Source organism: Caldimonas brevitalea, from assembly GCF_001017435.1.
In the GTDB taxonomy this organism is placed as follows: Bacteria; Pseudomonadota; Gammaproteobacteria; order Burkholderiales; family Burkholderiaceae_C; genus Caldimonas; species Caldimonas brevitalea.
This window is the reverse complement of the sequence record NZ_CP011371.1, coordinates 624162-647472: the sequence shown is the minus strand read 5'-3', so window position 1 is coordinate 647472 and position 23311 is coordinate 624162. Positions and strand designations below refer to the sequence as shown.

General features: G+C 67.6%; 23 protein-coding genes. 9 read left to right on the top strand and 14 right to left on the bottom strand.

The window, feature by feature from the left end:
* Window positions 1-209 precede the first annotated feature (209 nt).
* From AAW51_RS02830 to AAW51_RS02820, 3 genes are all read left to right on the top strand, one after another.
* Window positions 210-1649, top strand: a complete 1440-nt coding sequence (locus tag AAW51_RS02830; protein WP_157359587.1) for an IS1182 family transposase — start codon at window positions 210-212, stop codon at window positions 1647-1649.
* 388 nt (window positions 1650-2037) lie between these two features.
* On the top strand, window positions 2038-3072 hold the full coding sequence (locus AAW51_RS02825; protein ID WP_047197319.1) for an IS110 family RNA-guided transposase: 1035 nt from the start codon (window positions 2038-2040) through the stop codon (window positions 3070-3072).
* 328 nt (window positions 3073-3400) lie between these two features.
* The gene (locus AAW51_RS02820; protein WP_047193411.1) at window positions 3401-4660 is read left to right on the top strand and encodes an IS256 family transposase; all 1260 of its coding nucleotides are present in this window, start codon (window positions 3401-3403) and stop codon (window positions 4658-4660) included.
* A 230-nt stretch (window positions 4661-4890) separates the two neighbouring features.
* On the opposite strand, the gene glmS is transcribed toward AAW51_RS02820, so the two are convergent.
* Complete coding sequence (gene glmS, locus AAW51_RS02815; protein ID WP_047193410.1) at window positions 4891-6795, bottom strand: glutamine--fructose-6-phosphate transaminase (isomerizing); 1905 nt, start codon at window positions 6793-6795, stop codon at window positions 4891-4893.
* A gap of 146 nt (window positions 6796-6941) precedes the next feature.
* Between glmS and AAW51_RS02810 the strand changes: the two genes are divergently transcribed.
* Window positions 6942-7436 carry an Lrp/AsnC family transcriptional regulator gene (locus tag AAW51_RS02810; protein ID WP_047193409.1) on the top strand — a complete coding sequence of 165 codons (495 nt, stop codon included), beginning with the start codon at window positions 6942-6944 and terminating at the stop codon, window positions 7434-7436.
* Between the two features lie 6 nt (window positions 7437-7442).
* Here AAW51_RS02810 and AAW51_RS31305 read toward each other — a convergent pair whose 3' ends face one another.
* Both AAW51_RS31305 and glmU read right to left on the bottom strand, forming a co-directional pair.
* Complete coding sequence (locus AAW51_RS31305) at window positions 7443-7592, bottom strand: cysteine-rich CWC family protein (RefSeq protein WP_417903595.1); 150 nt, start codon at window positions 7590-7592, stop codon at window positions 7443-7445.
* A 110-nt stretch (window positions 7593-7702) separates the two neighbouring features.
* Window positions 7703-9091, bottom strand: coding sequence for a bifunctional UDP-N-acetylglucosamine diphosphorylase/glucosamine-1-phosphate N-acetyltransferase GlmU (glmU, locus tag AAW51_RS02805; protein ID WP_047193408.1), 1389 nt, complete (start codon window positions 9089-9091; stop codon window positions 7703-7705).
* Between the two features lie 28 nt (window positions 9092-9119).
* Between glmU and AAW51_RS02800 the strand changes: the two genes are divergently transcribed.
* The gene (locus AAW51_RS02800) at window positions 9120-10034 is read left to right on the top strand and encodes a DUF6279 family lipoprotein (protein ID WP_157359586.1); all 915 of its coding nucleotides are present in this window, start codon (window positions 9120-9122) and stop codon (window positions 10032-10034) included.
* 81 nt (window positions 10035-10115) lie between these two features.
* Here the strand turns inward: AAW51_RS02800 and AAW51_RS02795 are convergent, their stop codons facing one another.
* From AAW51_RS02795 to AAW51_RS31080, 3 genes are read right to left on the bottom strand one after another with little or no spacing between them, the layout of a single operon-like run.
* Window positions 10116-10817 (bottom strand): DUF4136 domain-containing protein, encoded by a 702-nt coding sequence (locus AAW51_RS02795; RefSeq protein WP_053013278.1) that lies wholly within the window; start codon window positions 10815-10817, stop codon window positions 10116-10118.
* Window positions 10818-10848: 31 nt separating this feature from the next.
* Window positions 10849-11823: a tRNA 2-thiocytidine(32) synthetase TtcA gene (ttcA, locus tag AAW51_RS02790; protein ID WP_047193407.1), complete on the bottom strand. Its 975-nt coding sequence runs from the start codon at window positions 11821-11823 to the stop codon at window positions 10849-10851.
* The gene (locus AAW51_RS31080; protein WP_256365054.1) at window positions 11820-11948 is read right to left on the bottom strand and encodes a hypothetical protein; all 129 of its coding nucleotides are present in this window, start codon (window positions 11946-11948) and stop codon (window positions 11820-11822) included. The genes ttcA and AAW51_RS31080 overlap by 4 nt, the downstream gene beginning before the upstream one ends.
* A gap of 108 nt (window positions 11949-12056) precedes the next feature.
* Between AAW51_RS31080 and AAW51_RS02785 the strand changes: the two genes are divergently transcribed.
* Together AAW51_RS02785 and AAW51_RS02780 are read left to right on the top strand one after the other, a co-directional pair.
* Window positions 12057-13214, top strand: a complete 1158-nt coding sequence (locus AAW51_RS02785; protein ID WP_047193406.1) for a class I SAM-dependent methyltransferase — start codon at window positions 12057-12059, stop codon at window positions 13212-13214.
* Between the two features lie 9 nt (window positions 13215-13223).
* Entirely contained in the window at window positions 13224-13418 is a 195-nt protein-coding gene (locus AAW51_RS02780; RefSeq protein ID WP_047193405.1) for a DUF2905 domain-containing protein, read from the top strand.
* A gap of 90 nt (window positions 13419-13508) precedes the next feature.
* Here the strand turns inward: AAW51_RS02780 and AAW51_RS02775 are convergent, their stop codons facing one another.
* From AAW51_RS02775 to AAW51_RS02755, 5 genes are all read right to left on the bottom strand, one after another.
* On the bottom strand, window positions 13509-14948 hold the full coding sequence (locus AAW51_RS02775) for a YdgA family protein (protein ID WP_083438026.1): 1440 nt from the start codon (window positions 14946-14948) through the stop codon (window positions 13509-13511).
* A 95-nt stretch (window positions 14949-15043) separates the two neighbouring features.
* A complete protein-coding gene (locus tag AAW51_RS02770; RefSeq protein WP_047193403.1) occupies window positions 15044-16294 on the bottom strand; it encodes a multifunctional CCA addition/repair protein in 1251 nt (416 codons plus the stop codon).
* A gap of 72 nt (window positions 16295-16366) precedes the next feature.
* Window positions 16367-17050, bottom strand: coding sequence for a glutathione S-transferase family protein (locus tag AAW51_RS02765; protein WP_047193402.1), 684 nt, complete (start codon window positions 17048-17050; stop codon window positions 16367-16369).
* 79 nt (window positions 17051-17129) lie between these two features.
* The gene (locus AAW51_RS02760) at window positions 17130-18086 is read right to left on the bottom strand and encodes a complex I NDUFA9 subunit family protein (protein WP_047193401.1); all 957 of its coding nucleotides are present in this window, start codon (window positions 18084-18086) and stop codon (window positions 17130-17132) included.
* 43 nt (window positions 18087-18129) lie between these two features.
* Window positions 18130-20151, bottom strand: a complete 2022-nt coding sequence (locus AAW51_RS02755; protein WP_047193400.1) for a lytic transglycosylase domain-containing protein — start codon at window positions 20149-20151, stop codon at window positions 18130-18132.
* Between the two features lie 10 nt (window positions 20152-20161).
* On the opposite strand from AAW51_RS02755, the gene AAW51_RS02750 reads away from it, so the two are divergent.
* Window positions 20162-20758 carry a 5-formyltetrahydrofolate cyclo-ligase gene (locus tag AAW51_RS02750; protein ID WP_053013277.1) on the top strand — a complete coding sequence of 199 codons (597 nt, stop codon included), beginning with the start codon at window positions 20162-20164 and terminating at the stop codon, window positions 20756-20758.
* A gap of 29 nt (window positions 20759-20787) precedes the next feature.
* Here AAW51_RS02750 and AAW51_RS02745 read toward each other — a convergent pair whose 3' ends face one another.
* Entirely contained in the window at window positions 20788-21750 is a 963-nt protein-coding gene (locus AAW51_RS02745; RefSeq protein ID WP_047193399.1) for a LysR family transcriptional regulator, read from the bottom strand.
* A 100-nt stretch (window positions 21751-21850) separates the two neighbouring features.
* On the opposite strand from AAW51_RS02745, the gene AAW51_RS02740 reads away from it, so the two are divergent.
* Window positions 21851-22282 carry a DUF2917 domain-containing protein gene (locus AAW51_RS02740; RefSeq protein WP_053013276.1) on the top strand — a complete coding sequence of 144 codons (432 nt, stop codon included), beginning with the start codon at window positions 21851-21853 and terminating at the stop codon, window positions 22280-22282.
* Here the strand turns inward: AAW51_RS02740 and AAW51_RS02735 are convergent.
* Together AAW51_RS02735 and AAW51_RS02730 are read right to left on the bottom strand one after the other, a co-directional pair.
* On the bottom strand, window positions 22233-22667 hold the full coding sequence (locus tag AAW51_RS02735; RefSeq protein ID WP_047193398.1) for a TfoX/Sxy family protein: 435 nt from the start codon (window positions 22665-22667) through the stop codon (window positions 22233-22235). The two genes, AAW51_RS02740 and AAW51_RS02735, sit on opposite strands and share 50 nt — an antisense overlap.
* A 231-nt stretch (window positions 22668-22898) precedes the next feature.
* Entirely contained in the window at window positions 22899-23282 is a 384-nt protein-coding gene (locus AAW51_RS02730; protein ID WP_047193397.1) for a hypothetical protein, read from the bottom strand.
* Window positions 23283-23311 lie beyond the last annotated feature (29 nt).

The following is a 23311-nucleotide window of genomic DNA, read 5'->3' as shown; positions in this document are numbered from 1 at the left end:
CGCGTCGCTGTGGTGCTGTCCACAGACGTTCAGCGCCTTTCAATTGATCCACTGTCATTCAATTGACCGCAGCTCTTCGCTGAACTGATACGGGCCGCAGCCACCACGCAATCAATCACGGCGCATCGAAGAAAAAAGGGGCGCTTGAAGCGCCCCTCAGGCTGCTGACAAAGCCCCCACGACGGGGGCTTTGTGCTTGAATGGGCGGCATGCTCAAGCCTGCCCATCCAAAGCAATGCGAACTGGAGATGGTGACGCTGGAAGAGTTGGTGCCGGCGGATCATCTGCTGCGGCACATCGAGCGGCACATTGACTTCGGCTTCATACGCGTGAAGACGGCGCATCTGTACAGCGCAGACAACGGGCGCCCGGCGCTCGATCCGGTGGCGCTGTTCAAGATGTTGTTCATCGGGTACCTGTTCGGCATCCGCTCGGAACGCCGTCTGGTCAAGGAGATCGAGGTCAATGTCGCGTACCGTTGGTTCGCCGGGCTGAACCTGACGGAGCGGGTACCGGATGCGTCGACGTTCTCGCAGAACCGGCGACGCCGGTTTGCCGGCACCGGCATCGAGCAGGAGATCTTCGACGGCATCGTTGAGCAGGCGCTGCAGCACGGGCTCATAGGCGGGCAGGTGCTGTACACCGACAGCACGCATTTGAAGGCAAACGCTAACAAGAACCGATTCGAGGTCCATCAGGTCGATCAGAAGCCGGCGGCGTACCTGGCGGAGTTGGACGCGGCGGTCGAGCAGGACCGCCAGGCGCACGGCAAAGGCCCGTTGCCGCCGAAGCCGCCCAAAAGCGAGACTCGCGAAGTCAAGGTCAGCACGACAGACGCTGATGCAGGCTACATGACCCGTGAGGGCAAGCCCCAGGGCTTCTTCTATCTCGACCATCGTACGGTGGACGGCAAGCACGCCATCATCACCGACACGCACGTCACGCCAGGCAACGTGCATGACAGCCAGCCCTACCTCAGGCGGCTGGACAGGCAGTGCGAGCGGTTTGCGCTCACGCCGGAGGCGGTGGGTCTGGATGCGGGCTACATGAGCGCGCTGATCTGCCACGGGTTACAGCAGCGCGCGCTGTACGGTGTCATCGGCTACCGTCGGCCCAGTCACCAAGAGGGCTACTTCTACAAGCGCCAGTACAGCTACGACGCGGCACGTGAAGGCTACGTGTGCCCAGCCGGGCAATTCCTGCCCTATCGCACCACCAACCGGATGGGCTACCGGGAATATCACTCCGACCCAGCACGATGCGGTGGTTGTCCGCAACGAGGTCAGTGCACCAAGAGCGCGACCCACACCAAGGTGGTGGTGCGCCACGTCTGGGATGACGCCAAGGAGCGGGTCGACCAGCATCGGCTCAGCGAGCGGGGCAAGCGCATTTATGCACGGCGCAAGGAAACGGTGGAGCGCAGCTTCGCTGACGCGAAGGAACTGCACGGCCAGCGCTATGCGCGCTTCCGCGGCCTGGAGCGCGTGCGGGCACAGTGTCTGATGGCCGCAGCCGCTCAGAACATCAAGAAGATTGCCCGGCTGCTGGCGCAGCTTTTACGCTCGTTCAGCCGTCACCACATCCGGCAAGCCCTGGCTGCTGCCCTGAGTTCGCCTTGCCGTCTATCGCTTTGCGAACTCGCCGCCTGAAGTTCTCTCGGCCCTGAAACGGCAAACCCCGCCAAATAGCGGGGTTTGTCAGCAGACAGAGGGGCGCTTGAAGCGCCCCTCTGTCTGCCATGTCTCGGACTTTAATGGCACGTCTCAGACATTAATGGCACGGAACAAACACGAGCCTGTCAGGAATTTTGTGTTTGAGATGTAATGGATGCCTCCCTCCCTACGGGGACTGAAGCTGGAGCGCGGAGATGAACAGCGAACTGTTCCTGGGAAGGCGCTTGTCGTTGCGGCAAGGCGGACCCTCGAGTGGATACGGCATCGATGTGCTCAGGGCGTGATAGACCGAAGTCTTCACAATCACCATCGAGAGTCCGAGATGAATCGTACTGCACGCAGGGGCGCTGGCCAGGTCATCGGCATGATCGACGGGCGGCAGGTCGTGGGTCTGGACATCGCCAAGAGCGTGTTCCAGTTGCACACCGTGGACATGAACACCGGCGAGATCGTCAACGTGCAGCTCAAGCGCGCCAAGGTGCTCGAGCACTTCGCCAATATGACGCCGTGCCTCATCGGCATCGAGGCTTGCGGCGGCGCGCACCATTGGGCACGAAGGCTCATGGCTGTGGGCCACCACGTGCGCCTGATCCACGCCAAGGCGGTGCGCCCCTTCGTGAGCGGCAACAAGACCGACGCCGCCGACGCGCGGGCAATCTGGCTGGCGATCCAGCAGCCCGGGACGAAGTTTGTGGGCATGAAGACACTGGAGCAGCAGGCCACGCTCGTGCTGCATCGTCAGCGTGAACTGCTGCAGAAGATGAAGGTCATGCAGACCAACGCGCTGCGGGGCTTGCTCCACGAGTTCGGCGCGATCTTCGCAAGGGGAAAGAACGCCTTATTCAGCGAGATCGAGGCGACCTTGGAATCGCTGGGCAAGGACATCCCGCAGTACGTCGCCGACAGCCTGCGCGAGCAGGCCCAGCGGATCAAGAAACTGGCCGAGGACATCAAGGCCATCGAGCAGCGGCTCACCCAGCAATTGCGCACGGACGCGGACATGAAGCGTGTGGCCGAGATCCCGGGCGTGGGCTTGCTCACGGCCACGGCGGCGATCGCCACGATGGGCGACGCTAAGGCCTTCAAGTCGGGACGCGAGTTCTGCGCCTGGTTGGGCCTGGTGCCAAGACAAAGCGGCACCGGCGGCAAGGTCAAGTTGCTGGGTATCTCCAAGCGAGGCGACACCTATTTGCGCACGCTGTTGATCCACGGCGCTCGTTCGGTGCTCACGCATGCGAAGGAGCCGGGGCGGTGGCTCGAGCAGATCAGAGCTAGACGGCCAGCAAACGTGGTGATCGTGGCGCAGGCGGCCAAGATGGCTCGCACGATCTGGGCAGTCGTAGCAAAGCAGCAGGAATACCAGCGGGGTTACCTCAGCGCCAAGCCCCAAGCGGCTTGACCGGACGGCAACTGAAGATTAACCAACTGACAGAAAGGGTATGGTGAGCCGTTGAAGGCGATGAGGCAGCAACGAAGCGAAGTGATGTGAAGCAGGTCAGACCGTGACGAGCCAAACCTGAATGCTATGCCGGACTTCAACAGTCCGCGTTTGAGATGAGGCGCTTGTCAGCGGACTACATCGGGGCCCACGGGCCGATGGGGCAACCCATCCACCGTACACAAGGCCGGATACAAGGCAGCAGCCAACTTCTCACAACACGATGCGGGTTACTTCCTATCGCCGGGAGGCATCCATACAAGGCATAGCATGTCAATGAGGAGCATGTATGCCAAGCAAAAAGAAGCCGGCCGCGGCCGCGCAGGCGCCGCTGCCGTCCATTCCCAAGGAACTGATTGACCAGTTCGTCAAGGGTCCGATGAGCGCCGAGGCGGTCCAGACCGCCTCGATGGCGTTCAAGAAGGCCTTGATCGAGCGGGCGCTCGGCGCCGAGCTGTCGCACCACCTGGGCTACCCAGCCGGCGCTGCCAAGCCAGAAGAGGCGGGCAACCACCGCAACGGCACCAGCGGCAAGACGGTGTTGACCGAGGACGGGCCGCTGCGCCTGGAGGTGCCGCGCGACCGCGAAGGCAGCTTCGAGCCGGTGCTCATTCCCAAGCACGAGCGCCGCTTCACCGGCTTTGACGACAAGATCGTCGCCATGTACGCACGCGGCATGACGGTGCGTGAGATCCAGGGTTTCCTGGCCGAGCAGTACGGCACCGAGGTCTCGCCGGAGTTCATCAGCTCGGTAACCGACGCGGTGATGTCGGAGGTGACGGCCTGGCAGAGCCGGCCGCTGGAGCCGATGTACCCGGTGGTGTTCTTCGACGCCCTGCGGGTGAAGATCCGCGAAGACGCCGTGGTGCGCAACAAGGCCGTCTACCTGGCGCTGGGCGTGTTGCCGGACGGCACGCGCGACATCCTGGGGCTGTGGATCGAAGGCACCGAAGGCGCCAAGTTCTGGCTCAAGGTCTTCAACGATTTGAAGACGCGCGGGGTAGGCGACATTCTGATCGCCGTCACCGACGGGCTGAAGGGCATCCCCGAAGCCCTGGGCGCGGTATTCCCGGCCACCACGCTGCAGACCTGCATCGTGCACCTGCTGCGCAACAGCCTGGATTTCGCCAGCTGGAAGGACCGCAAGCAACTCGCCACGGCGCTCAAGCCGATCTACACGGCCGTCAGCGCCGAGGCCGCAGCGGCCGAACTGGAGGCGTTTGAGGCCGGGCCCTGGGGCAACAAGTTCCCGACCGTGGTGGCCGCCTGGCGGCGCAACTGGGATCGGGTGATTCCGTTTTATGCGTTCCCGCCGGCGGTGCGTCGGGTGATTTACACAACAAATTCCATTGAGAGCATCCACGCCCAACTGCGTAAGATCATCAAGACGCGCGGGCACTTCCCTAGCGACGAGGCAGCCACCAAGCTAATCTGGCTGGCGCTGCGCAACATCACGGCGGACTGGGGACGGGCTGCCAAGGAATGGCGGGAGGCGATGAATCAGTTTGCGATCGCCTACGGTGACCGCTTCATCACGACCGCCGTTTAAGGGGCGGCCTTCAGAGCCTCACACACAAAAATCCGGACAGGCCCAACGGCCTCGGTAACGTAGACCCCTACAGACTTCCCCCCGCACTTTTCCGCCAAAACGCCTGCTGTAGCCCTTGCGCTGCCGCCTCGACAAATCTTGCTTTGTCTCGGCGGCCATTCACAATCAAGGACTTACCGGGCTCAATTCCGACCAACTTTATTTATTCCAGCCAACAACCCGCCCCCCCCTCACTCCACCGTCACACTCTTCGCCAAGTTCCGCGGCTTATCCACATCCGTCCCCCGTGCACACGCCGTGTGATACGCCAGCAACTGCAGCGGCACCACATGCAAGATCGGCGACAGCGCGCCATAGTGCTCCGGCATCCGAATCACATGGATCCCCGGCTCACTCTCGATCCGCGTGTCCCCATCGGCAAACACAAACAACTGCCCGCCCCGCGCCTTCACTTCCTGCAGATTGCTCTTCAGCTTCTCCAGCAGCGTATCGTTCGGCGCCACCGTCACCACCGGCATCTCGGCCGTCACCAGCGCCAGCGGCCCGTGCTTCAACTCACCCGCCGGGTAAGCCTCGGCGTGGATATAACTGATCTCCTTCAGCTTCAACGCCCCTTCCAGCGCAATCGGGTAGTGCAACCCGCGCCCCAGGAACAACGCGTTTTCCTTGCGCGCAAACTCTTCGGCCCACGCAATCACCTGCGGCTCCAGCGCCAGCACCGACTGCAAGGCCACCGGCAGGTGCCGCATGGCCTTCAGGTGTTCGGCCTCCTGCGCCTCACTCACATGCCCGCGCACCTGGCCCAAGGCCAGCGTCAGCAAGAACAACCCAGCCAACTGCGTCGTGAACGCCTTGGTCGATGCCACACCGATCTCGACACCCGCACGCGTGATGTACGCCAGCTTGCACTCGCGCACCATCGCACTCGTCGCCACGTTGCAGATCGTCAGCGTATGCGGCATGCCCAAACTGCGCGCGTGCTTCAGCGCAGCCAAGGTGTCAGCCGTCTCGCCCGATTGCGAGATCGTGACCACCAAGGTCTTGGGGTGCGGCACAGTGTCGCGATAACGGTACTCGCTGGCGATCTCCACGCTGGTGGGGATCTTGGCAATCGACTCGAGCCAGTACTTGGCGGTGGAACCGGCGTAGTAGCTGGTGCCGCACGCCAGGATCAGCACCTGTTCGACCTCTTTGAACACCGAGTAAGCACCATCGCCGAACAGCTCGGGCGAGATGCCCTCCACACCTTCGAGCGTGTCCGAGATTGCCCGCGGCTGCTCGAAGATCTCTTTCTGCATGTAGTGCCGGTACGGACCCAGCTCGGCCGCCCCGGTGTGCGCCAGCACCGTGCGCACCGGGCGCTCGACGCGGGCATAACGCTCGCCTTGCGGCTGCCCCGTCCCACCGCTCCCGCTGCCACCACGCGACTCGATCCAGAACTTGCCCAGCTGCAGGTCGACCACGTCGCCCTCTTCCAGGTACACGATCTGGTCGGTCACGCCCGCCAAGGCCATCGCGTCCGATGCAAGGAAGTTCTCGCCGGCACCTTCACGCGTCCCCACCCCCAGCACCAGCGGCGAGCCCTCGCGCGCACCCACCACGCGGTGGGGCTCATCTCGGCAGAACACCGCGATCGCATACGCACCCTTCAGCTGCAACGTCGCCCGCTTCACCGCATCGAACAGATCACCGTCGTACAAGTGATCGACCAGGTGTGCGATCACCTCGGTGTCCGTCTGGCTCGCGAACACATAGCCCTTGCCGCGCAGCTCCTCGCGCAGCTCTTCATGGTTCTCGATGATGCCGTTGTGCACAAGCGCAATGCGGCCCGGGCGCGCGGTGTAGGCATCGGCCCCCACGCCGTGCGAGAAGTGGGGGTGGGCGTTGTGCACCACCGGCGCACCGTGCGTGGCCCAGCGGGTGTGGGCCACACCCGTATGGCCCGTCACCTGGTCGGCCGCCACCTGCGCGTCCAGCTCGGCCACCCGCGACGTGCTGCGCGCACGCTGCAACCCGCCGTCCCGGTGCACGGCCACACCGCATGAGTCATAGCCGCGGTATTCGAGGCGCTTCAAACCCTCGATCAGGATGGGAACGATGTTGCGTTGGCTGACCGCGCCGACGATGCCGCACATGGCTGGCTCCTTGATTCAAAAGAAAACGAATGAGCGGATGGTAGGAGAGGCCACGTGAAATTTCATTGCTTAGAGTAAGCAGAACTGAAAGAACAGGTCAAGTAGCCTCCGTCGTGCAAAATGCTTTCATTGCAAGGCAAAAAACGATGGAAAACAACTCGCGACCCCCTCAACTCGATGCCGTCGACCTGCGCCTGCTCGACCTGTTGCAGCGTGACGCAGCCCTGAGCAATCAGGCGCTGGCCGAGCGCGCCCATGTCTCCCCCGCCACCTGCTTGCGCCGGGTCCGACGCCTGGTCTCGTTGGGCATCATCGAACGCACCGTGGCACTGCTGTCGCCCGACCGGCTGGGTGCCGGCCTCACGGCGGTCGTCGAGATCACGCTCGACCAGCAAGCGGCCGAAAAGCTGGCTGCCTTCGAAGCGCGCGCCGTCGCCGAAGCCGCCGTGCAGCAGTGCTACCGCACCGCCAGCGGGCCGGACTTCGTGCTGATCGTGCAGGTGGCCGACATGGCGGCCTATCACGCGCTGGTGCAGCGCTTGTTCACGAGCGATGCGAACGTCCGCAACGTCAAGACTTACTTCTCTGTGAAGCGGTCGAAGTTCGAGCCCGGCGTCACGCTGCCGGCGCCGACGGCTTAATCGCCGTCAGTCACGGCGCACCGTCGCGCAGGCAGGGCACAGGCATGCGCGGCGTTGCGCCGCTGCCGGCACCCGGGCCAGCTGCTCGGCGTCGATGGAGACGCGGGTGCACCAGCAGGGTTGTGATGGGTCGCCAGCCCCCGGCGAGCCCGCCATCACGCATTGGTTCGACGCGCCGCACAAGGGGCAGCGCGTCGGGTCCACAGGCGCGGAGGGAGGGGCAGCAGCCGACGGGTCGTTCATCAGGTCGATGGCTGACGCGCCGTTCAGCGCGCCGCCTTCTTGGGCCGCTGCCAGCCGGGGATCACCGTCTGCCGTGCGCGCGCCACACTCAGTTCACCCGCCGGCGCGTTTTTCGAGAGGGTGCTGCCGCCGCCGATCGTCGCGCCGTCGCCCACCGTGATGGGCGCCACCAGCACGCAGTTGGAGCCGACGTGCACGTCGTTGCCGATCACCGTGCGGTGCTTGTTGGCGCCGTCGTAGTTGGCGGTGATGCTGCCCGCACCATAGTTGACGCGTTCGCCCACGGTGGCATCGCCCAGATAGGCCAGGTGGTTGGCCTTGGCGCCCTTGCCCAGCGTCGAGTTCTTCACCTCGACGAAGTTGCCGATGTGAACTTCCGGGCCCAGGTCGGCCCCGGGGCGCAACCGGGCGAACGGGCCCACCAAGGCACCCTCGCCCACTTTCACACCCTGGCGTTCGCCATCGATGTGGGTGTATGGGTGGATCACCGCGGCTGCAGAAATGACGGCATTCTTGACCACGCAGTTCGCGCCGATGCGCACGCCGTCGCCCAGCACCACGTCGCCCTCGAAGACGCAATTGACGTCGATCTCGACGTCCTGCCCGCACTGCAGCGTGCCGCGCAGATCGAAGCGCGCCGGGTCGGCCAGCCGCACGCCGGCTTCCATCTGCTGCTCGGCCAGTTTGCGCTGGTAGCGGCGCTCCAGGTCGGCCAGCTGCGAGGGGCTGTTGACGCCCAACACCTCGATTTCATCGCGTGCGTGCGTCGCCACCACCGGCACACCGTCGTGCACCGCCATCGCCACCACGTCGGTGAGGTAGTACTCACCTTGCGCATTGTTGTTGCGCAGCCGGGCCACCCAGCCTTTGAGCGCGCGCGTCGGCACCGCCATCATGCCGGTGTACACCTCGCGGATCTTGCGCTGTTCGGGGCTCGCATCCTTGTGCTCGACGATGCCCACCACATGCCCACCGCGCGCGTCACCGCTGCGAACGATACGGCCGTAGCCCGTGGGGTCGGGCAGCTCGATGGCCAGCAGCGCAAGCTGGCGGCCGGCGCAGGCTTCGATCAATGCGAGGGCGGTGCTGGCCTCGATCAGCGGCACGTCGCCGTTCAGGATCAAGGTGATGCCATCGTCGCCCAGCGCCGGCACCGCCTGCTGCACCGCGTGGCCGGTGCCCAGTTGCGGCGACTGCCGCACGAACTGCAGGCCCGGCGCTTGCACGGCAGCTTCCACCTGCTCGGCGCCGTGGCCGGTGATGATGACGGTGCGTTGCGCATCGAGGGTGGCAACGGTCTGCAGCACATGTTGCAGCAGCGGGCGCCCGGCCAGGGTGTGCAGCACCTTGGGCCGGCTGGATTTCATGCGGGTGCCCTTGCCCGCGGCCATGATGACGACGTCGAGTGCCATGCCGAGTCTAGTGTGGAGGTGAAGGTTGTTGAACGCTTCGAATACGAAGGCCGATCCGGGGATTATCGGCGCCCCCGGGCGTTGGCTGCTCCCCCTAGTTGCGGTCCTGGTGGTCACCTGGCTGGCCGGCTGCAGCACCATGCGCTTCGCCTACGGCCAGGGGCCGCACATGGCATTCTGGTGGCTCGACGGCTATGTGGACTTCACCGACGAGCAGGCGCCGCCAGCGCGCGAACACATCGCCAGGTGGTTCCGCTGGCACCGCAACGCCCACCTGCCGCTCTACGCCCAGACGCTGGCGCGCATGCGCGACGAGGCCCAGCACAACACCACCGGGACCAAGGCATGTGAACTGTGGGCCCGGGCCCTGCACTGGCGCGACGAAGCGGTCGAGCAAGCGCTGCCCGCGGTGGCCGAGCTGGCCTTGCGCTTGTCGCCGGAGCAGCTGCAACACATCGAAAAGCGCTATGTGAAGTCGAACAAGGAGTTCCGCAAAGACCACCTGCAGGACTCGCGCGAAGACCGCGAACGCGCGATGCTGAAGCGCGCGATCGAACGCGCCGAGATGCTGTATGGCCGGCTCGATGCCGAGCAGCGCAAGTGGTACACCCAGCGGGTGCAGGCCTCGCCCTTCAACGCCGAGCTGTGGAACCAGGAGCGGCTGCGCCGGCAGCAGGACGTGCTGCACACGCTGCGCAGCCTGCCAGCCGCCCAGGCCACGCCGGAGACGGCGCAGGCGGCGCTGCGCCAAGTGTTCCACCGGGTTTCGCATTCACCCGACCCGAACTACCGGGCCTACAGCGCCCAGCTGACGGCCTACAACTGCGAGCTGGCGGCCCAGTTGCACAACCGGACGACCCCCGAGCAGCGCAAAACGGCCCAAGGCAAGCTGCACGGGTGGGAGAACGACTTCAGGGCGCTGGTGGCGTCGGCCGAGCGCTGAACTGCTGGCGGCCGGGCGCATCGGCCCGGGGCAGCGCCTCGAACGGTCGGACCGAAGCCCGCGCCGCCCGATCCGCCTCACTTACTTGCCCGCCGGCGCCGTCTTCCCGGCCGCAGCAGGGGCTGCAGACGCGGGTGCGGCCTCCGCCTTGGGCTCGGCGGCGGCCTTGCCGTCGGGCGGCAGTTCAATGCGCACCCGCCGCGGGCTGATGGCCGGCCGCGGGAAGTCCTGCAGCGCAGCCTCGAACAAGGTGGCCCGCAGCGCATCGTCGGCCCAACGCCCATCGTGCTTGGCATGGCTCTCGTAGAGCACCTGCTTGGTCTTGGCGTCGCGGATCAGCACAGCCGCATCGAACACGTAGTAGGGCGACGGGGCCGACCAGGCCACGCCGACACCGACGGCGGAGCGCCGCCGCCCGTGGTACATGCCGCCGTAACCGTAATAGCCCCAAGGCCCCCACGGCGAGCCCCAGTAGGGGTCGTCCCAGGGAGCACCCTGGTAGTAGGTCTCGCTCAGTCCCACCTGGATGGTCACGTCGCCGGGGCCACCGGGGGCCAAGCGAAAGCCGGCCTTTTGCAGCGCCGGCGTGGCCAGCGCCTCCAGCTTGGACTGCTCGGCCGGACGCGCTTGCTGCGACGGCAGGCGCTCGAAGCTGAAGCTGCCGGGCTGTCGATTCTCAGGCCATTGGGTGTAGCTGTTGACGTCGCTCTCGACCAGTCGTGTCGTCGAGCAGCCGACCAGCACCGTCAGCGCCAGCGCGCCTCCCGATACAGACTTCCACATCTCACACCTCCTTGTTGCGTCTGCGGCTCGCTCAGTCGTCGAGCTGCAAGCGCACGACCGACGTGGACGGCGGCGTGGCGCAGGAGTCGTCTTCGTCGAAGGCCTTGTCGCCGGCCGGGTCCGCGATACCCGTGGGTTGGAGCGCGGCAAAGGGGTAGAGGTTCCGGTCCATCAAATGCGAAGGCACCACGTTCTGCAACGCAGAGAACATGTTTTCGATGCGGCCGGGGAATTTCTTCTCCCACTCGCGCAACATCGCCTTGATCTGTTTGCGCTGCAGGTTCTCCTGGCTGCCGCACAAGGTGCACGGGATGATCGGGAACTTGCGGTGCGCGGCCCAGCGCTCCAGGTCGGTCTCGTTCACATAGGCGAGCGGGCGGATCACCACATGCTTGCCGTCGTCGCTGACGAGCTTGGGCGGCATGCCCTTGAGCTTGCCGCCGAAGAACATGTTGAGGAAAAAGGTCTGCAGCATGTCGTCGCGGTGGTGGCCCAGCGCGATCTTGGTGGCGCCCAGCTCGCCGGCCACCCGGTACAGCACCCCGCGGCGCAGCCGCGAACACAGCGAGCACATCGTCTTGCCTTCGGGCACCAGGCGCTTGACGATGGAATAGGTGTCCTGCTCCTCGATGTGGAAGGGCACCTCGCGGCTCTTCAGGTACTCCGGCAGCACATGCTCGGGAAAACCCGGCTGCTTCTGGTCGAGGTTGACGGCCACGATGTCGAAGTGCACCGGCGCGCGCATCTTGAGGTTGAGCAGCACGTCGAGCAGGGCATACGAGTCCTTGCCGCCCGACAGACACACCATCACCTTGTCGCCGGGCTCGATCATGTTGAAGTCGCCGATCGCCTGGCCCACCAGCCGGTGCAGCCGCTTGGACAGCTTGTGCGCCTCGAAGGCGGCCTTGTCGGCCTTCTTGTTGGTGTCGCCGGCCGGCGCGGCGCGGTCAGCTTGGGGCTGGTCGGGCGGGGCAGGCGTGTGGTCAGGGTGCAGCACGGCGCTCATTGCGGGGCCTCCGTCAGGTCGGTCTCGAGGCAGTACACCTCGACGAGGTCGATCCACCCTTCGAAGTTGTGCTGGAACAATGGGCTGCCGCCAAGCAGCCTGGGGTGGGTCAACGGGGTGTGCATGTGGGGTTTCCTGGTTCGCATCCTCGCTGCGGTCGCAGAGGAACGGATGCCGGTGAGCCGCACGACAGGACGGGACGACAGCGGCACGGGACTTCCTACAATCAGGCGATGCAACGACACGACGACGAGCCCGCCAGTGTAGCGGCCGACCTGCAGACCCGGTTGCTCGCCCGGCTGCGCGAGGCGGCGCGGGCGCAGGACGGCTGGCTGCCGTTCGACCGCTACATGGCCACGGTGCTCTACGAACCGGGGCTCGGCTATTACGCCAACCAGAGCCGCAAGTTCGGTGCCTTGCCGTCCAGCGGCAGCGATTTCGTCACCGCCCCCGAGCTGACCCCGTTGTTCGCCCGTGCGCTGTCGCGCCAGCTGCGCCAGGCCCTGGTGCTGAGCGCGACCACCGAGGTCTGGGAGTTCGGCGCCGGCTCGGGCGCGCTGGCGGCCGAGCTGCTGCTGTCGCTGGGCAGTGCCTGCAGCGCCTACCACATCGTCGAGCTGTCGGCGGTGCTGCGCGAGCGCCAGCGCCGGCAGATCGAGGCCGTCGCCGGCGGCGCGGTGGCGCGGGTGCAATGGCACGACACCTTGCCGGGCGACATCCGCGGGGTGGTGGTCGGCAACGAGGTGCTGGACGCGATGCCGGTGCAGCTGCTGCACTTCGACGGCAGCCGCTGGTGGGAGCGCGGCGTGGCGGTCGGCGACGCGGGCCTCGCCTGGGCCGACCGGCCGACCGCGCTGCGCCCGCCGGTGGAAGCCGAGTTCGTGCCGGGCACCGTCACCGAGGTGCACCTGCAGGCCGAGGCCTTCATCCGCACGCTGGCCGCGACGCTGACGCGGGGCGCCGCCTTTTTCCTCGATTACGGCTTTCCGGAGGGTGAGTACTACCACCCGCAGCGCGTCGGCGGCACGCTGATGTGCCACCGCGGCCACCAGGCCGATACCGACCCGCTCAGCGGGCTGGGGCAGAAGGACATCACCGCGCATGTGAACTTCACCGGCATCGCGCTCGCCGGGCAGGACAGCGGGCTGGACGTGGTGGGCTACACCACCCAGGGGCGGTTTTTGATGAACTGCGGCTTGCTCGATCTGTTGCCGCCCGCACAGGCGGGCGGGCCGGCCGAAACCGAGCGCCTGCGGTCGGTCTCGGCGGTCCAGAAGCTGGTCAACGAACACGAGATGGGTGAGCTGTTCAAGGTGGTCGGCTTTGCGCGCGGCGCCGACCTGTCCGACGCCCTCGGCTTTGCGGTCGGCGACCGCAGCCACACCTTGTGAGACGGAGCCATGCTGCGTTGGCTGCTCGTCGTGGTGCTGGTGCTGGTGCTGTTCAACGGCCTGCGGCCCTGGCTCGAAAAAATCGGCCTGGGCCGGCTGCCGGGTGACCTGCACTTCCGCTTGGGCGGCCGCGAGTGGCACCTGCCGATCGCCACCACCGTGCTGCTGAGCTTTGTCGCGATGTTGATCGGCAAGCTCTTCTAAAGCCGAAAGCGCGTCGCGGGCGCCGGCGGCGGCCATGAAAAAACCGGGCGCGCGGCCCGGTTCTTGTTCGGTCGACGACCGCAGTGCCGATCAGTTCGCCGGCGGGCGCCCCAGCGGCAGCGGCTTGCCGTTGAGCACCAGCTCACCGTTTTCGAAGCGCACGCTGGCACCGACGTTGTCCCCGTCGCGCACCACGAAACCTTGCGCAGCGAACTGGTCGAGCATCGCGCCCACCATCTCGGGCTGCACGGCGGCTTGCTGCATCGGCGCGTTGCCGGCGATCTGCTCGATCCACTTCACCGGCAGCTTGATGTCGGCCTTGCCGCGGCCCTTGGTCATCAGCAGCGCCATCGCGGGCAGCTTCAGATCGGCCTCGGTGACACCTTGCACGCCCAGCGAATACGACATCTCGCCGCGCTGGCCGCCGTACTCGACCGCGAGCTTGTCGAGCGAGTACTCGGGGTTGTGCGGCAGCAGCTGCACCATGTCCTGCTGCATCGCCGCCAGCATCGCGCTGGGGTCGGCCGCCTCACCCGCCGGCGTGTCGCAGGGGAACGACGACTTCATCATGCTGCTCATCAGCCGCTGGTAGGTGGGCGCGTGCAAACGCTTGAGCGAGCCGGCCATCTCGACCTTGTCGAGCTTGGTGGCACCGATCATGCCGCCGCCGATCATGCTCATCTGGCTGCTCAGCAGATCGTTCTCGACGGTCGCCTTGGCGGTGAACTTGAGGTTTTCGAGCTTGAAGCTGAAGGGCTTGGCGCCGCCTTCGGAGGCTTGCTGCACCGGCGCCTGGGCGGTGACTTCGAAGCTGCCGATGCTGCCTTCGTCCTCGCCCACCATCAGCCACACATTGCCGCCCACCGGACGGCCCTGGCCCTGCATGCTCACGTTGCTGAGCACCATCTTGACGCCCTTGGCCGGGTCGTTCACCTCGAAGCCGGGCGCACTGGCCTGGTAGTTCAAGAAGCTGCCTTCGGCATCGCTGCTGACGCTGACCTGCAAGCCCTTCCACGCCAGCTGTTCGCCGTTGGGGCCGGGGATCTGCACCGCCGGGCTCGACAGTTGGCTGGTGTAGCGGCCGTCGAAGGCGACCAGCGTGCGCAGCGACAGGGGCTGCTGCTCGCCGAACACCTTGGCCAGCTTGGCCTTCACGTCGGCGGGCAGTTCCAGTTCGGTGTCGATCTGGGCGGCGCCGGGCGACAGGCCCAGCAGCGGTCCGTGGCGGATGTGGTCGCGCAGCGTCAGCGTGACCGGGCCGGTGGGCGCTTCGCCGTCGGCCCCAGCGGCTGCGGCAGCGCCGGCCGGCGCTTCACAGCCGAACTGCAGCGTCAGCGTGCGGGTGGACGAGAACAGGCCCTTCTCGTAACGGTGCTCGGCCACCTTGATGAAAGGCAGCTGTTGCGCGAGCTTTTCCGGCTGGGCCTGCAGGGCTTGCTGCACCTGCTGGCCGACATAGGCGGAAGCGCCGACATAAGCGGCGGCCGCCACGGCCACCGCGCCCAGGCCCACGGCCATTGGCTTGTTCATCCCTCAACCCCCCGGCACTCACGGCGCCGCCGACACGTTTTCAGCAGACCCCCATGGCCTGCCTTGTTTGGTGGCGCAGTGTAACCAAGGGCAGCCTAGCTGCCGCCCCCTAATTCTTGGGCTTCCCCCATCAGGGTGGCCACCGCCTCGACCCGCGCCTGGTGAATGACTTGGGCGATCTGCGGACCTTTGAGGCCGCGTGCAACAGCGGCTTCGGCCAGCTCCGCAGTGGGCACCGACTGCACGGCCTGGAGCACGCGCAGCAGCCGCGGGCGCGGCGCATAAGCGTCGTGTTCGAGGCCGAGTCGGCCGCGCGCATCGCACTCGCAGGCCAGCAAGGCGTCGGCAAAACGCGACGGCTTGCGCAAGCCGTCGCAGCGCTCCAACAAACGCACCAGTGCGGCCGCGCGCATGTCGCCGCTGCGGTGGATGTTGCCGTGCTCGCGGGCCACCACCTCGGCCAGTTCGCGGCAGTCGTTGGGCACCCGCAAGCGCTGGCACAGCTCGCGCAGCAGGTCGACACTGCGCGCCTCATGGCCCAGGTGGCGCGGCAGCAGTTCCTCGGGTGTGGTGCCTTTGCCGAGGTCGTGGCACAAACAGGCAAAGCGGGTGGGCAGGTTGGCCTGCAGCCGCGCGCTCATGTCGAGCACCATCATCAAGTGCATGCCGGTGTCCACCTCCGGGTGGTATTCGGCGCGCTGCGGCACGCCCCACAGCCGGTCGACCTCGGGCAGGATGCGCACCAGCGCCCCGCAGCTGCGCAGCACCTCGAACATGCGCGACGGCCGCGCTTCCATCAGGCCGCGCGACAACTCCTGCCAGACCCGCTCGGGCACCAGCGCGTCGACCTCGCCCTGTTCCACCATGTGGCGCATCAGCATCAGCGTCTCGGCGGCGACGCTGAAGTCGACAAAACGGGCAGCGAAACGCGCCAGCCGCAGGATGCGCACCGGGTCTTCGACGAAGGCGTCGGACACGTGGCGCAGCACCTTGGCCTGCAGGTCCTGCACACCCCCGTAGGGGTCGACCAGGCGGCCCGTTTCGTCTTCGGCGATCGCGTTGATGGTCAGGTCGCGCCGCTGCAGGTCTTGCTCGAGCGTGACGTCGGGCGCGGTGCGGAACTCGAAGCCGTGGTACCCGCGCGCGGTCTTGCGCTCGGTGCGCGCCAGCGCGTATTCCTCGTGCGTCTTCGGATGCAGAAAGACCGGGAAGTCCTTGCCGACCGCGGTGTAGCCCGCCGCCAGCATCGCCTCGGGCGTGGCGCCGACGACAACCCAGTCGCGATCTTGCACCGGCAGGCCCAGCAGGCGGTCGCGCACGGCGCCGCCGACCATGTATACCTTCATGGGGCCAGTGTATCGGGCCGCACCGCGAGGTGCAGCGGCCGGCACGAGCGCGCCCGCCGGGGCGGGCGGGCCCTAGCCGCGGCTTTGCCGGTACGGCTCATCGAAATCGATGAAGTCGGCCTCGGCGAGCGCCGCCTCGGTCCACGCCTGCATGGCGGGCAGGCCGAGGATGTGCTCGACATAGGTGGCGATCCGCGGCGGCACCTCCACGGCATAGCTGTGCAAGCGCGAGCAGATCGGCGCGAAGTACGCGTCCGCCACCGAGAAGCGGCCGAACAGGAAAGGCCCGCCATGGGTGTCGAGCAACTCGCTCCACATCTGCACCAGGCGGGCCAGGTCGCGCGCCACGTCGGGCTGGGTGGCCAGCACCTTGGCGCCGATCTCGGGCATGCGCAGTTCGACGTTCATCGGCAGGTGCTCGCGCAGCGCGCCAAAGCCGTTGTGCATCTCGGCGCAGATGCTGCGCGCACGCGCCCGCAGTCGCACATCGGCGGGCCACAACTGACGCTCGGGGAAACGCTCGGCCACGTATTCGCAGATCGCCAGGCTGTCCCAGATGGCGTAGCCGTCGTCCTCCACCAGCACCGGCACCTTGCCGACCGGGCTGACGCGGGCCAGTGTCTGCTTGAACGCCGACTCGGGCTGCACCGAGAGCCGCAGCTTGACCTCTTCGAACGGAATGCCGGCATGGGTAAGCAGCAGCCAGGGCCGCAGGGACCAGGACGAGTAGTTTTTGTTGCCGATGTAGAGCTGCACGTTTCCTCCTCTGATGGATAGGGGCGCCGGATGGCGCGCCCGCTATCTTGACAGAGGCGGCGCGCGGCCGCCGGCGCGCTCAGCTGCGCCGCGCGCTGGCCCGGAACAGATCGAGGCGGGTCGGCGCCGTGCCGCCGAGGTAGAGCGGCGCGATCGCTTCGAGCGCCGCCGGCGACACGCCCAGGGCCTGCAGATCGGGCAGGCGGCCGGACGCGACGCTGTCGACCTTCATCGAGTCGAGGTTGTCGGCCGAGATCAACGGATCGCCCGGCAGCACCCGCATCGCGGCGGCCTGCAAACGGCCCAGCGCCTCGGGCAGGCGCCACACCGGGCGCGCGTGGCCCGACCAGACGCCGGCACAGCGCACCAGCTCGGCCAGCGTGTAGACCCGCGGGCCGACCGCCTCGTACACCTGGCCCGCGCTGTCGTGGCGGTCGAGGCAGGCGACCACGCCGCGCGCCACGTCTTCGACCCACACCGGCTGGAAGCGGGCGCCGGCCGAGGCCAGGGGCATCACCGGGAACAGCCGCTGCAAGGATGCGAACAGGTTCAGAAACCGGTCGCCGTCGCCGAACATCACCGAGGGCCGCAACACCGTGGTGGCAAGCCCCGGCTGCGACGCCAGCGCGGCTTCGCCGGCGGCCTTGCTGCGCAAATAGTGCGACGGTGCGTCGGCCGAGGCCCCCAGGGCGCTGACGTGGATGAACCGGCGCACGCCGGCCTTGACGCTGGCCGCGGCCAAACGCTGCGGCAAGGTGGCATGGACACGCTCGAAGTCGGCCGGGTGGCCGTGCAGGATGCCGACCAGATTGATGACGACCTCGGCGTCGTAGAGCAGCCGGTCGAGCCGCGCCGGGTCGAACACGTCCGCCTGGGCCGTGTCGAGGCCGGGCAGCGGTTGGAGGTGGCGGGCGTGGCCCAGACGGCGCGTGGGCACCAAGATGTTGCAGGCGTCGCCACGGTGCCGCTCGACCAGCTTTTCGCACACATGGGTGCCGAGAAAGCCGGCCCCGCCGAAAACCACGATCTTGCTCATCTGCTTGCTCGCTTCCTGCTATCGCCTCGCGCGCGGGCAGCGCTCAAGGCAGGTCGGTCTGTGCCGGCGGCGCGAGGGCGTCGCGCGGGCCGATCGGCCCGCCCAGCCGCAGCTTCAACGACGGCAACTCGCCCGTGATCTGGGCCGCGTAATAGGTGGCATTGGCCAGCACCTTCTTCACATAGTCGCGAGTTTCGCTGAACGGGATGTTCTCGACCCAGATCGGCGCTTCGACGACCGGGCCTTCCCGCCAACGGCGTGGCCGCCCTGGGCCGGCGTTGTAGGCGGCCGCGCCCATGGCCTGCGAGCCGCCGAGGTCGTCGAGCACGAGTTTCAGGTAGTTGGTGCCGAGCGCCAGGTTGACGTTGCGGTCGGTGATCATGTCGGGCGTGAAGTTCAGTCCGAGGCGGCGCGCGGTCCAGCGGGCGGTGGCCGGCATCAGCTGCATCAGCCCGGAGGCGCCGACGTGCGAGCGGGCGTCCATCACGAAGCGCGATTCCTGGCGGATCAGGCCGTAGACGTAGGCCGGGTCCAGCCCGATGTCGCGCGACTTGGCCAGCACCTCGGCACGAAAGGGCATCGGAAACCGCTGCTCGATCTGGAACTCGTCGCGCGTGCGGTCGCTGGTGTTGATGCAGCGGTCCCAGACCTCGCGGTCACAGGCGAGCTGGGCCGCCGCGAGCAACTCGCGGTCGGTCATGCGGCCTTGCGAGCCGAAGCTGAGCGTCCAGTTCCATTCACGCACCCCCTCGCTGCGCAGCCCCATGCCGATCAGCTGCAAGGCGCGGCCGAGGCCCGGGTTGCGCCGTGCCGCCGCCTGCTCGGCTTCGGTCAGCGGCGCGGGCGGCTGCGGCAGCACCAGCGGGCGGCCCATGTCTTCGGCGGCGAGCCGGCCGTAGTAGTCGTGCTGGTCGGCGATGCCGCTGAGCAGGTCGACCGCTTCGGTCTGCAGCTTCTCGCTGTCTTGCGAGTCGCGCGAGAGCGCCAGCAGGGCGCGGCCCTTCCAGTACACCCAGGTGGCGTCGGCCTGGTCGGCCTCGCTCATCGCGTTGATGGCTTGCACCACCTGCTGCCAGCGGCCGGCGCGCAAGGCCGCGCGGGCCTTCCAGGCCAGCATGTCCTCGGACCAGTCGCTCTCGCGCGCGCCCAGCGTGGCACGCTGGTAGAAGTCGGGCGCGCGCGGCGACAGCCGCAAGGCCGCCTGGCGGCCGGTGCTGGCCCAGGCCCAGGCCGCCAGATCCTCCGGCAGGCGTGAGGCCCAGGCGGCGTCGAGTTGTTCAGCCGCCACCTCCGGATCGCCGGCGGCCAAGCGCACCAGCGCCAGCGTGGTCAACTCGGCATCGGTGCGGTCGCGGGTGCCGGCCCGGCGGGCCAGGTAGCGCGCCGCGTTGTCATACAAATCGTCGAAACGCTGCGCCGCCTCCGGGCCCAGCACCGCGACCGCCTGGCGCGCAGTGGCGCGGCGCCCGGCGTCGGTCGCGCGGCGCGCCTTGCGCCAGATGTCGGCCTCGCTCAAGACGCCGGACTGCAGCAGCGTCGAGGCCATCAGCCCGCAGCCCTGATCGGCTTCACGCTGGGCCAGCCAGGCGCGACGCGCGACAGAGCGCAGGTTGTCGAGCGTCTCGCGCTGGGCCAGCACGGCGTAACAGGCGACCTCCTTGTCGTCCTGCATGCGGAACTTGGGGTGCTCGGCGGCGAAAGTGGCCCAGTCGTTGCGCCGGCCCAGCTCCAGCAGCCAGTCGTTGCGCAGCCGGTCTTCCACATAGGTGTCGGGCCAGCGGGCAAAAAACGCCGTCAGCTCCTCGGGCGACGCCTGCGCCAAACGGTTTTGCAACTCCCAGTAGTCGGCCCACATCGCCAGCGGGTGCTTCTGCGCCATCGCGCTGGCACGCGCCATCGCCAGGCGCCCGGCGTCACGCCGGCGCAAGGCGTCGCGGGCTTCGAGGATGGGGTCGGGCTGAGCGGAGACGCTGCAGGGGACGAGGGCGAGGAGCAAGGCGGCGGCGGAAAGGGCGGCGCCTATGGTGCGTCGATATACTGAATTCAAGTTGTTATCTCTGTTCATCACGTCACAAATGGCCTGGACGGCACCCCCTGCAAACATCTCCGACCGGGCGGCCTTGCGCCGCCACCTGCTGGCAGAGCGGGAACGCTGGGCGGCCGAGCTGGCCGCGGCGTCGGGGTGGCAGGCCGTACATGAGGCGCTGTCGGAGCATTTGCGGCAAGTCCTGCTGATGCTGGAGCCGGAACTGCTCGGGGTGTACTGGCCTATACGATCGGAATTTAACGCAGCAGTTTCCCTGCCCGCCGACACGCGTTTCACCTCGCTGCCGCTGGCCTTGCCGTGGGCCCGGCGCCAACCGCGCGAAATGGAATACCGGCGCTGGGACGGCAAGCCGCCGGTGCAGACCGACGAGTGCGGCATTCCGAGCGCCGCCGGCGCGGCCGTGGTGCCGGATGTGGTGTTGGCCCCCTGTGTCGGCTACACCGACGAGGGCGTGCGGTTGGGCTACGGCGGCGGCTACTTCGACCGCTGGCTCGCGCGCCACCCGCACGTGACGGCGGTGGGCATCGCCTGGGCCGGCAGCCGGGTGACATTCGAGCCCGAACCGCACGACGTGCCGCTGATGTTGGTGGTGACGGAAGAGGGAGTGGTGACACCCGGCGAGTGAGCCGCCTGCGGCCCCCTTGCGCGGCGCGGTCAAGCCGCCTCGCCGACGGCGGCGCGTGTCAGCGCCGCCTGCGCTTCGATCCAGTCACAGAACTGCGCCACCTCGGGCCGCTCGCGCGCCACGGCCGGCGCCACCATCCAGTACACCGTGCGGGCCGCGGTACGCCCTTCGGTACCGAACGGTTCGACCAGTTCGCCGGCCTGCAACGAGGGCGCCACCAGCGGCACCCGCGCCATCGCGACGCCCTGCCCCACCAGACAGGCCTGCACCTGCTGGTAGGTGTAGCTGAAGTACAGCCAGCGCTGCGGCGTCAGGTCGTCCAAGCCGCGCGCGGCCAGCCATTGTCCCCATCCGAGCGCGCCGCTGCTGCGATGTCCGCCGTCTTCCTCGAGCAGGGTGTGCTGCGCCAGGTCCGGTGGCGTCTGCAGCGCCGGCCCCTGGCCGCTGCGGGCGCGCTCGAGCAACCAGGGGCTGACCACCGGCGTCAGGATCTCGCCGAACAGCCGCACGTGAGCGGGGTCGGCCTGCGGCGCGAGCCCGTAGCGCAAGGCGAGGTCCACCTCGATGCCGTCCACGTCGACATACCGGTCGCTGGCGCTGACCCGGATGTCCATGTCGGGATGATCACGCTGGAAGGCCTCCAGCCGCGGGATCAGCCACAGCGACGCGAACGACGCGAAGGTCGACACGCTGACCGTGCGCCGCGAGCGGGCCTGGCGGATCTGGCGCACGCTGGCGTCGAGCCGGTCGAGCAGCGGCGCCGTGGTGCGCAACAAGGTGGCCCCGGCCTGGGTCAGCTCGACATGACGGGTGCCGCGGCGGAACAGCGGCGCGCCCAGTTCCTGTTCCAGGCCCTGGATCTGTCGGCTGACGGCCGATTGCGTCAGGTACAGCTCTTCGGCGGCCTGGCGGAAGTTGAGATGGCGGGCGACCGCCTCGAAGGTACGCAGCGGGCCGATCGCGAGCGGACGCTGGCGGGAGGATGGATTCATGCGATTACGTCATCAATGCGGGTCGCCGTTCTCATTGGACTGGCCTGCCACGCGGCCCTAAAGTTTGCCTCATTCCAAGACGCACAAGAAGGAGCCCGCCATGACCCGCACCGCCGACGCCACCTCACTGATGTCCTTTCGGCAACAATCTGCACCCTCCGCGCTACCCCATGCCGCGCCCGCCCCGGGCGACGCGGTGTGGTCGCTGGCCGCTGGCCAGGCGATGACGCTGAAGGTGCGCGCGACCACCGTGTTGAAGGTCGGCAGTGGCCGCGTCTGGGCCACCGGCAGCGGCCGCCCCGGCCATCCCGCCACCGACGTGGTGCTGGCAGCCGGCGAGGAACTGCGGCTGCACGCCGATGAAGCGATCGTGATCGAGGGCTGGCCGACGGCTCGCTTCGAGATGATGCTGGCGGCGCCCCGGCTCGCCGCCACCGCACGGCCGGCGCCGTCGCCGTCGCGCACCTCGGTGTGGTCGCGGCTCAGCGCTTGGTGGGCCGCCGCCCCGGCCCCCCAGCGCGCTTGCCCTTGAGCGCCGGGCGCCGGGCCCGGCTGCCGGAACTGGCCGGTCGTGCCGCCCGCGCTCGCAGTGCCGCTTCGAGCGCCAGTCGGGCCCAGGGGGCCATCGCGGCGGGTGATTCCAGGGTTTCGTCGGGCGGCGAGTAGTAGTTCATCTTCACCGAGCGGCCGCGGCCGTTGTAGACGAACGGCTGGCCGCCGGAAGCCTGCCAGCCGGGCTCGGTGATCGGGTCGACCTTGAGATAGAGGCGCTCGTTGGCGATCAGGCCGAACATCAGGCCGTCGAGGTAGAGGCCCCAGCCGCCGAACATGCGCCGCGCGGTGCAGGCCCCGAGCGTCTGCAAGAGTTCAAGGCAATGGTCGGTGTAGGCCCGGTCGGGAACGGGGAGCGCGTTCATTCATTCAGTGTAGACGGCCGCTGCCGAGAACCCCACCCGTCTGGGCGGCGCGGAGGCGCCGCTCAGCCCCCGTCCTCCGCGTACTCGACGTGCTGTGACAGAAGCTTGGAGGACGTGAGCCGGCTGGCGCGATCCAGAGCGCGTGCGGCAGCACGCAACGTGAGGGGGCACGCGCAGCGGCGGAAGCTTCCGGGGTCCGGCGGACGTGCCGGGGACGCAGAACGACGCGCCTCAGTGATCCGCGGACGCGGTCTTGGCCGGCGTCTCTTCTTCCTCTTCCGCTTCCGCTTCCCCGTCTTCGGCGGCTGCCGGCTTGGCGGCCTTGCCGGCGGGTTTCGGGGGTGGCAGCAGCGGCGCCACTTCCTCGATCTTGTTTTCCCGCATGTAGTCGTTCATCTCGCGCCAACCGGCGAAGACGGCGGCCTTGTCGGCCTTGGGATTGAGCGTGTAGCAGTCCTCGATGGCCCGGCCGGCGTGCCGGCAGGCCCCGCCGATGGCGCGGCCTTCGGTGTCCTTGCGGGCCGCGGTCACCGCCGGCGTCTCGATGCCCAGCTGGTCGCAGGCGGCGAGCAGGCTCAACATCGAGGTGAGGGCAAGGACGAGGACGGGTCGCATGGAGAGATTCGGCAGGTGGTGCCGGATCT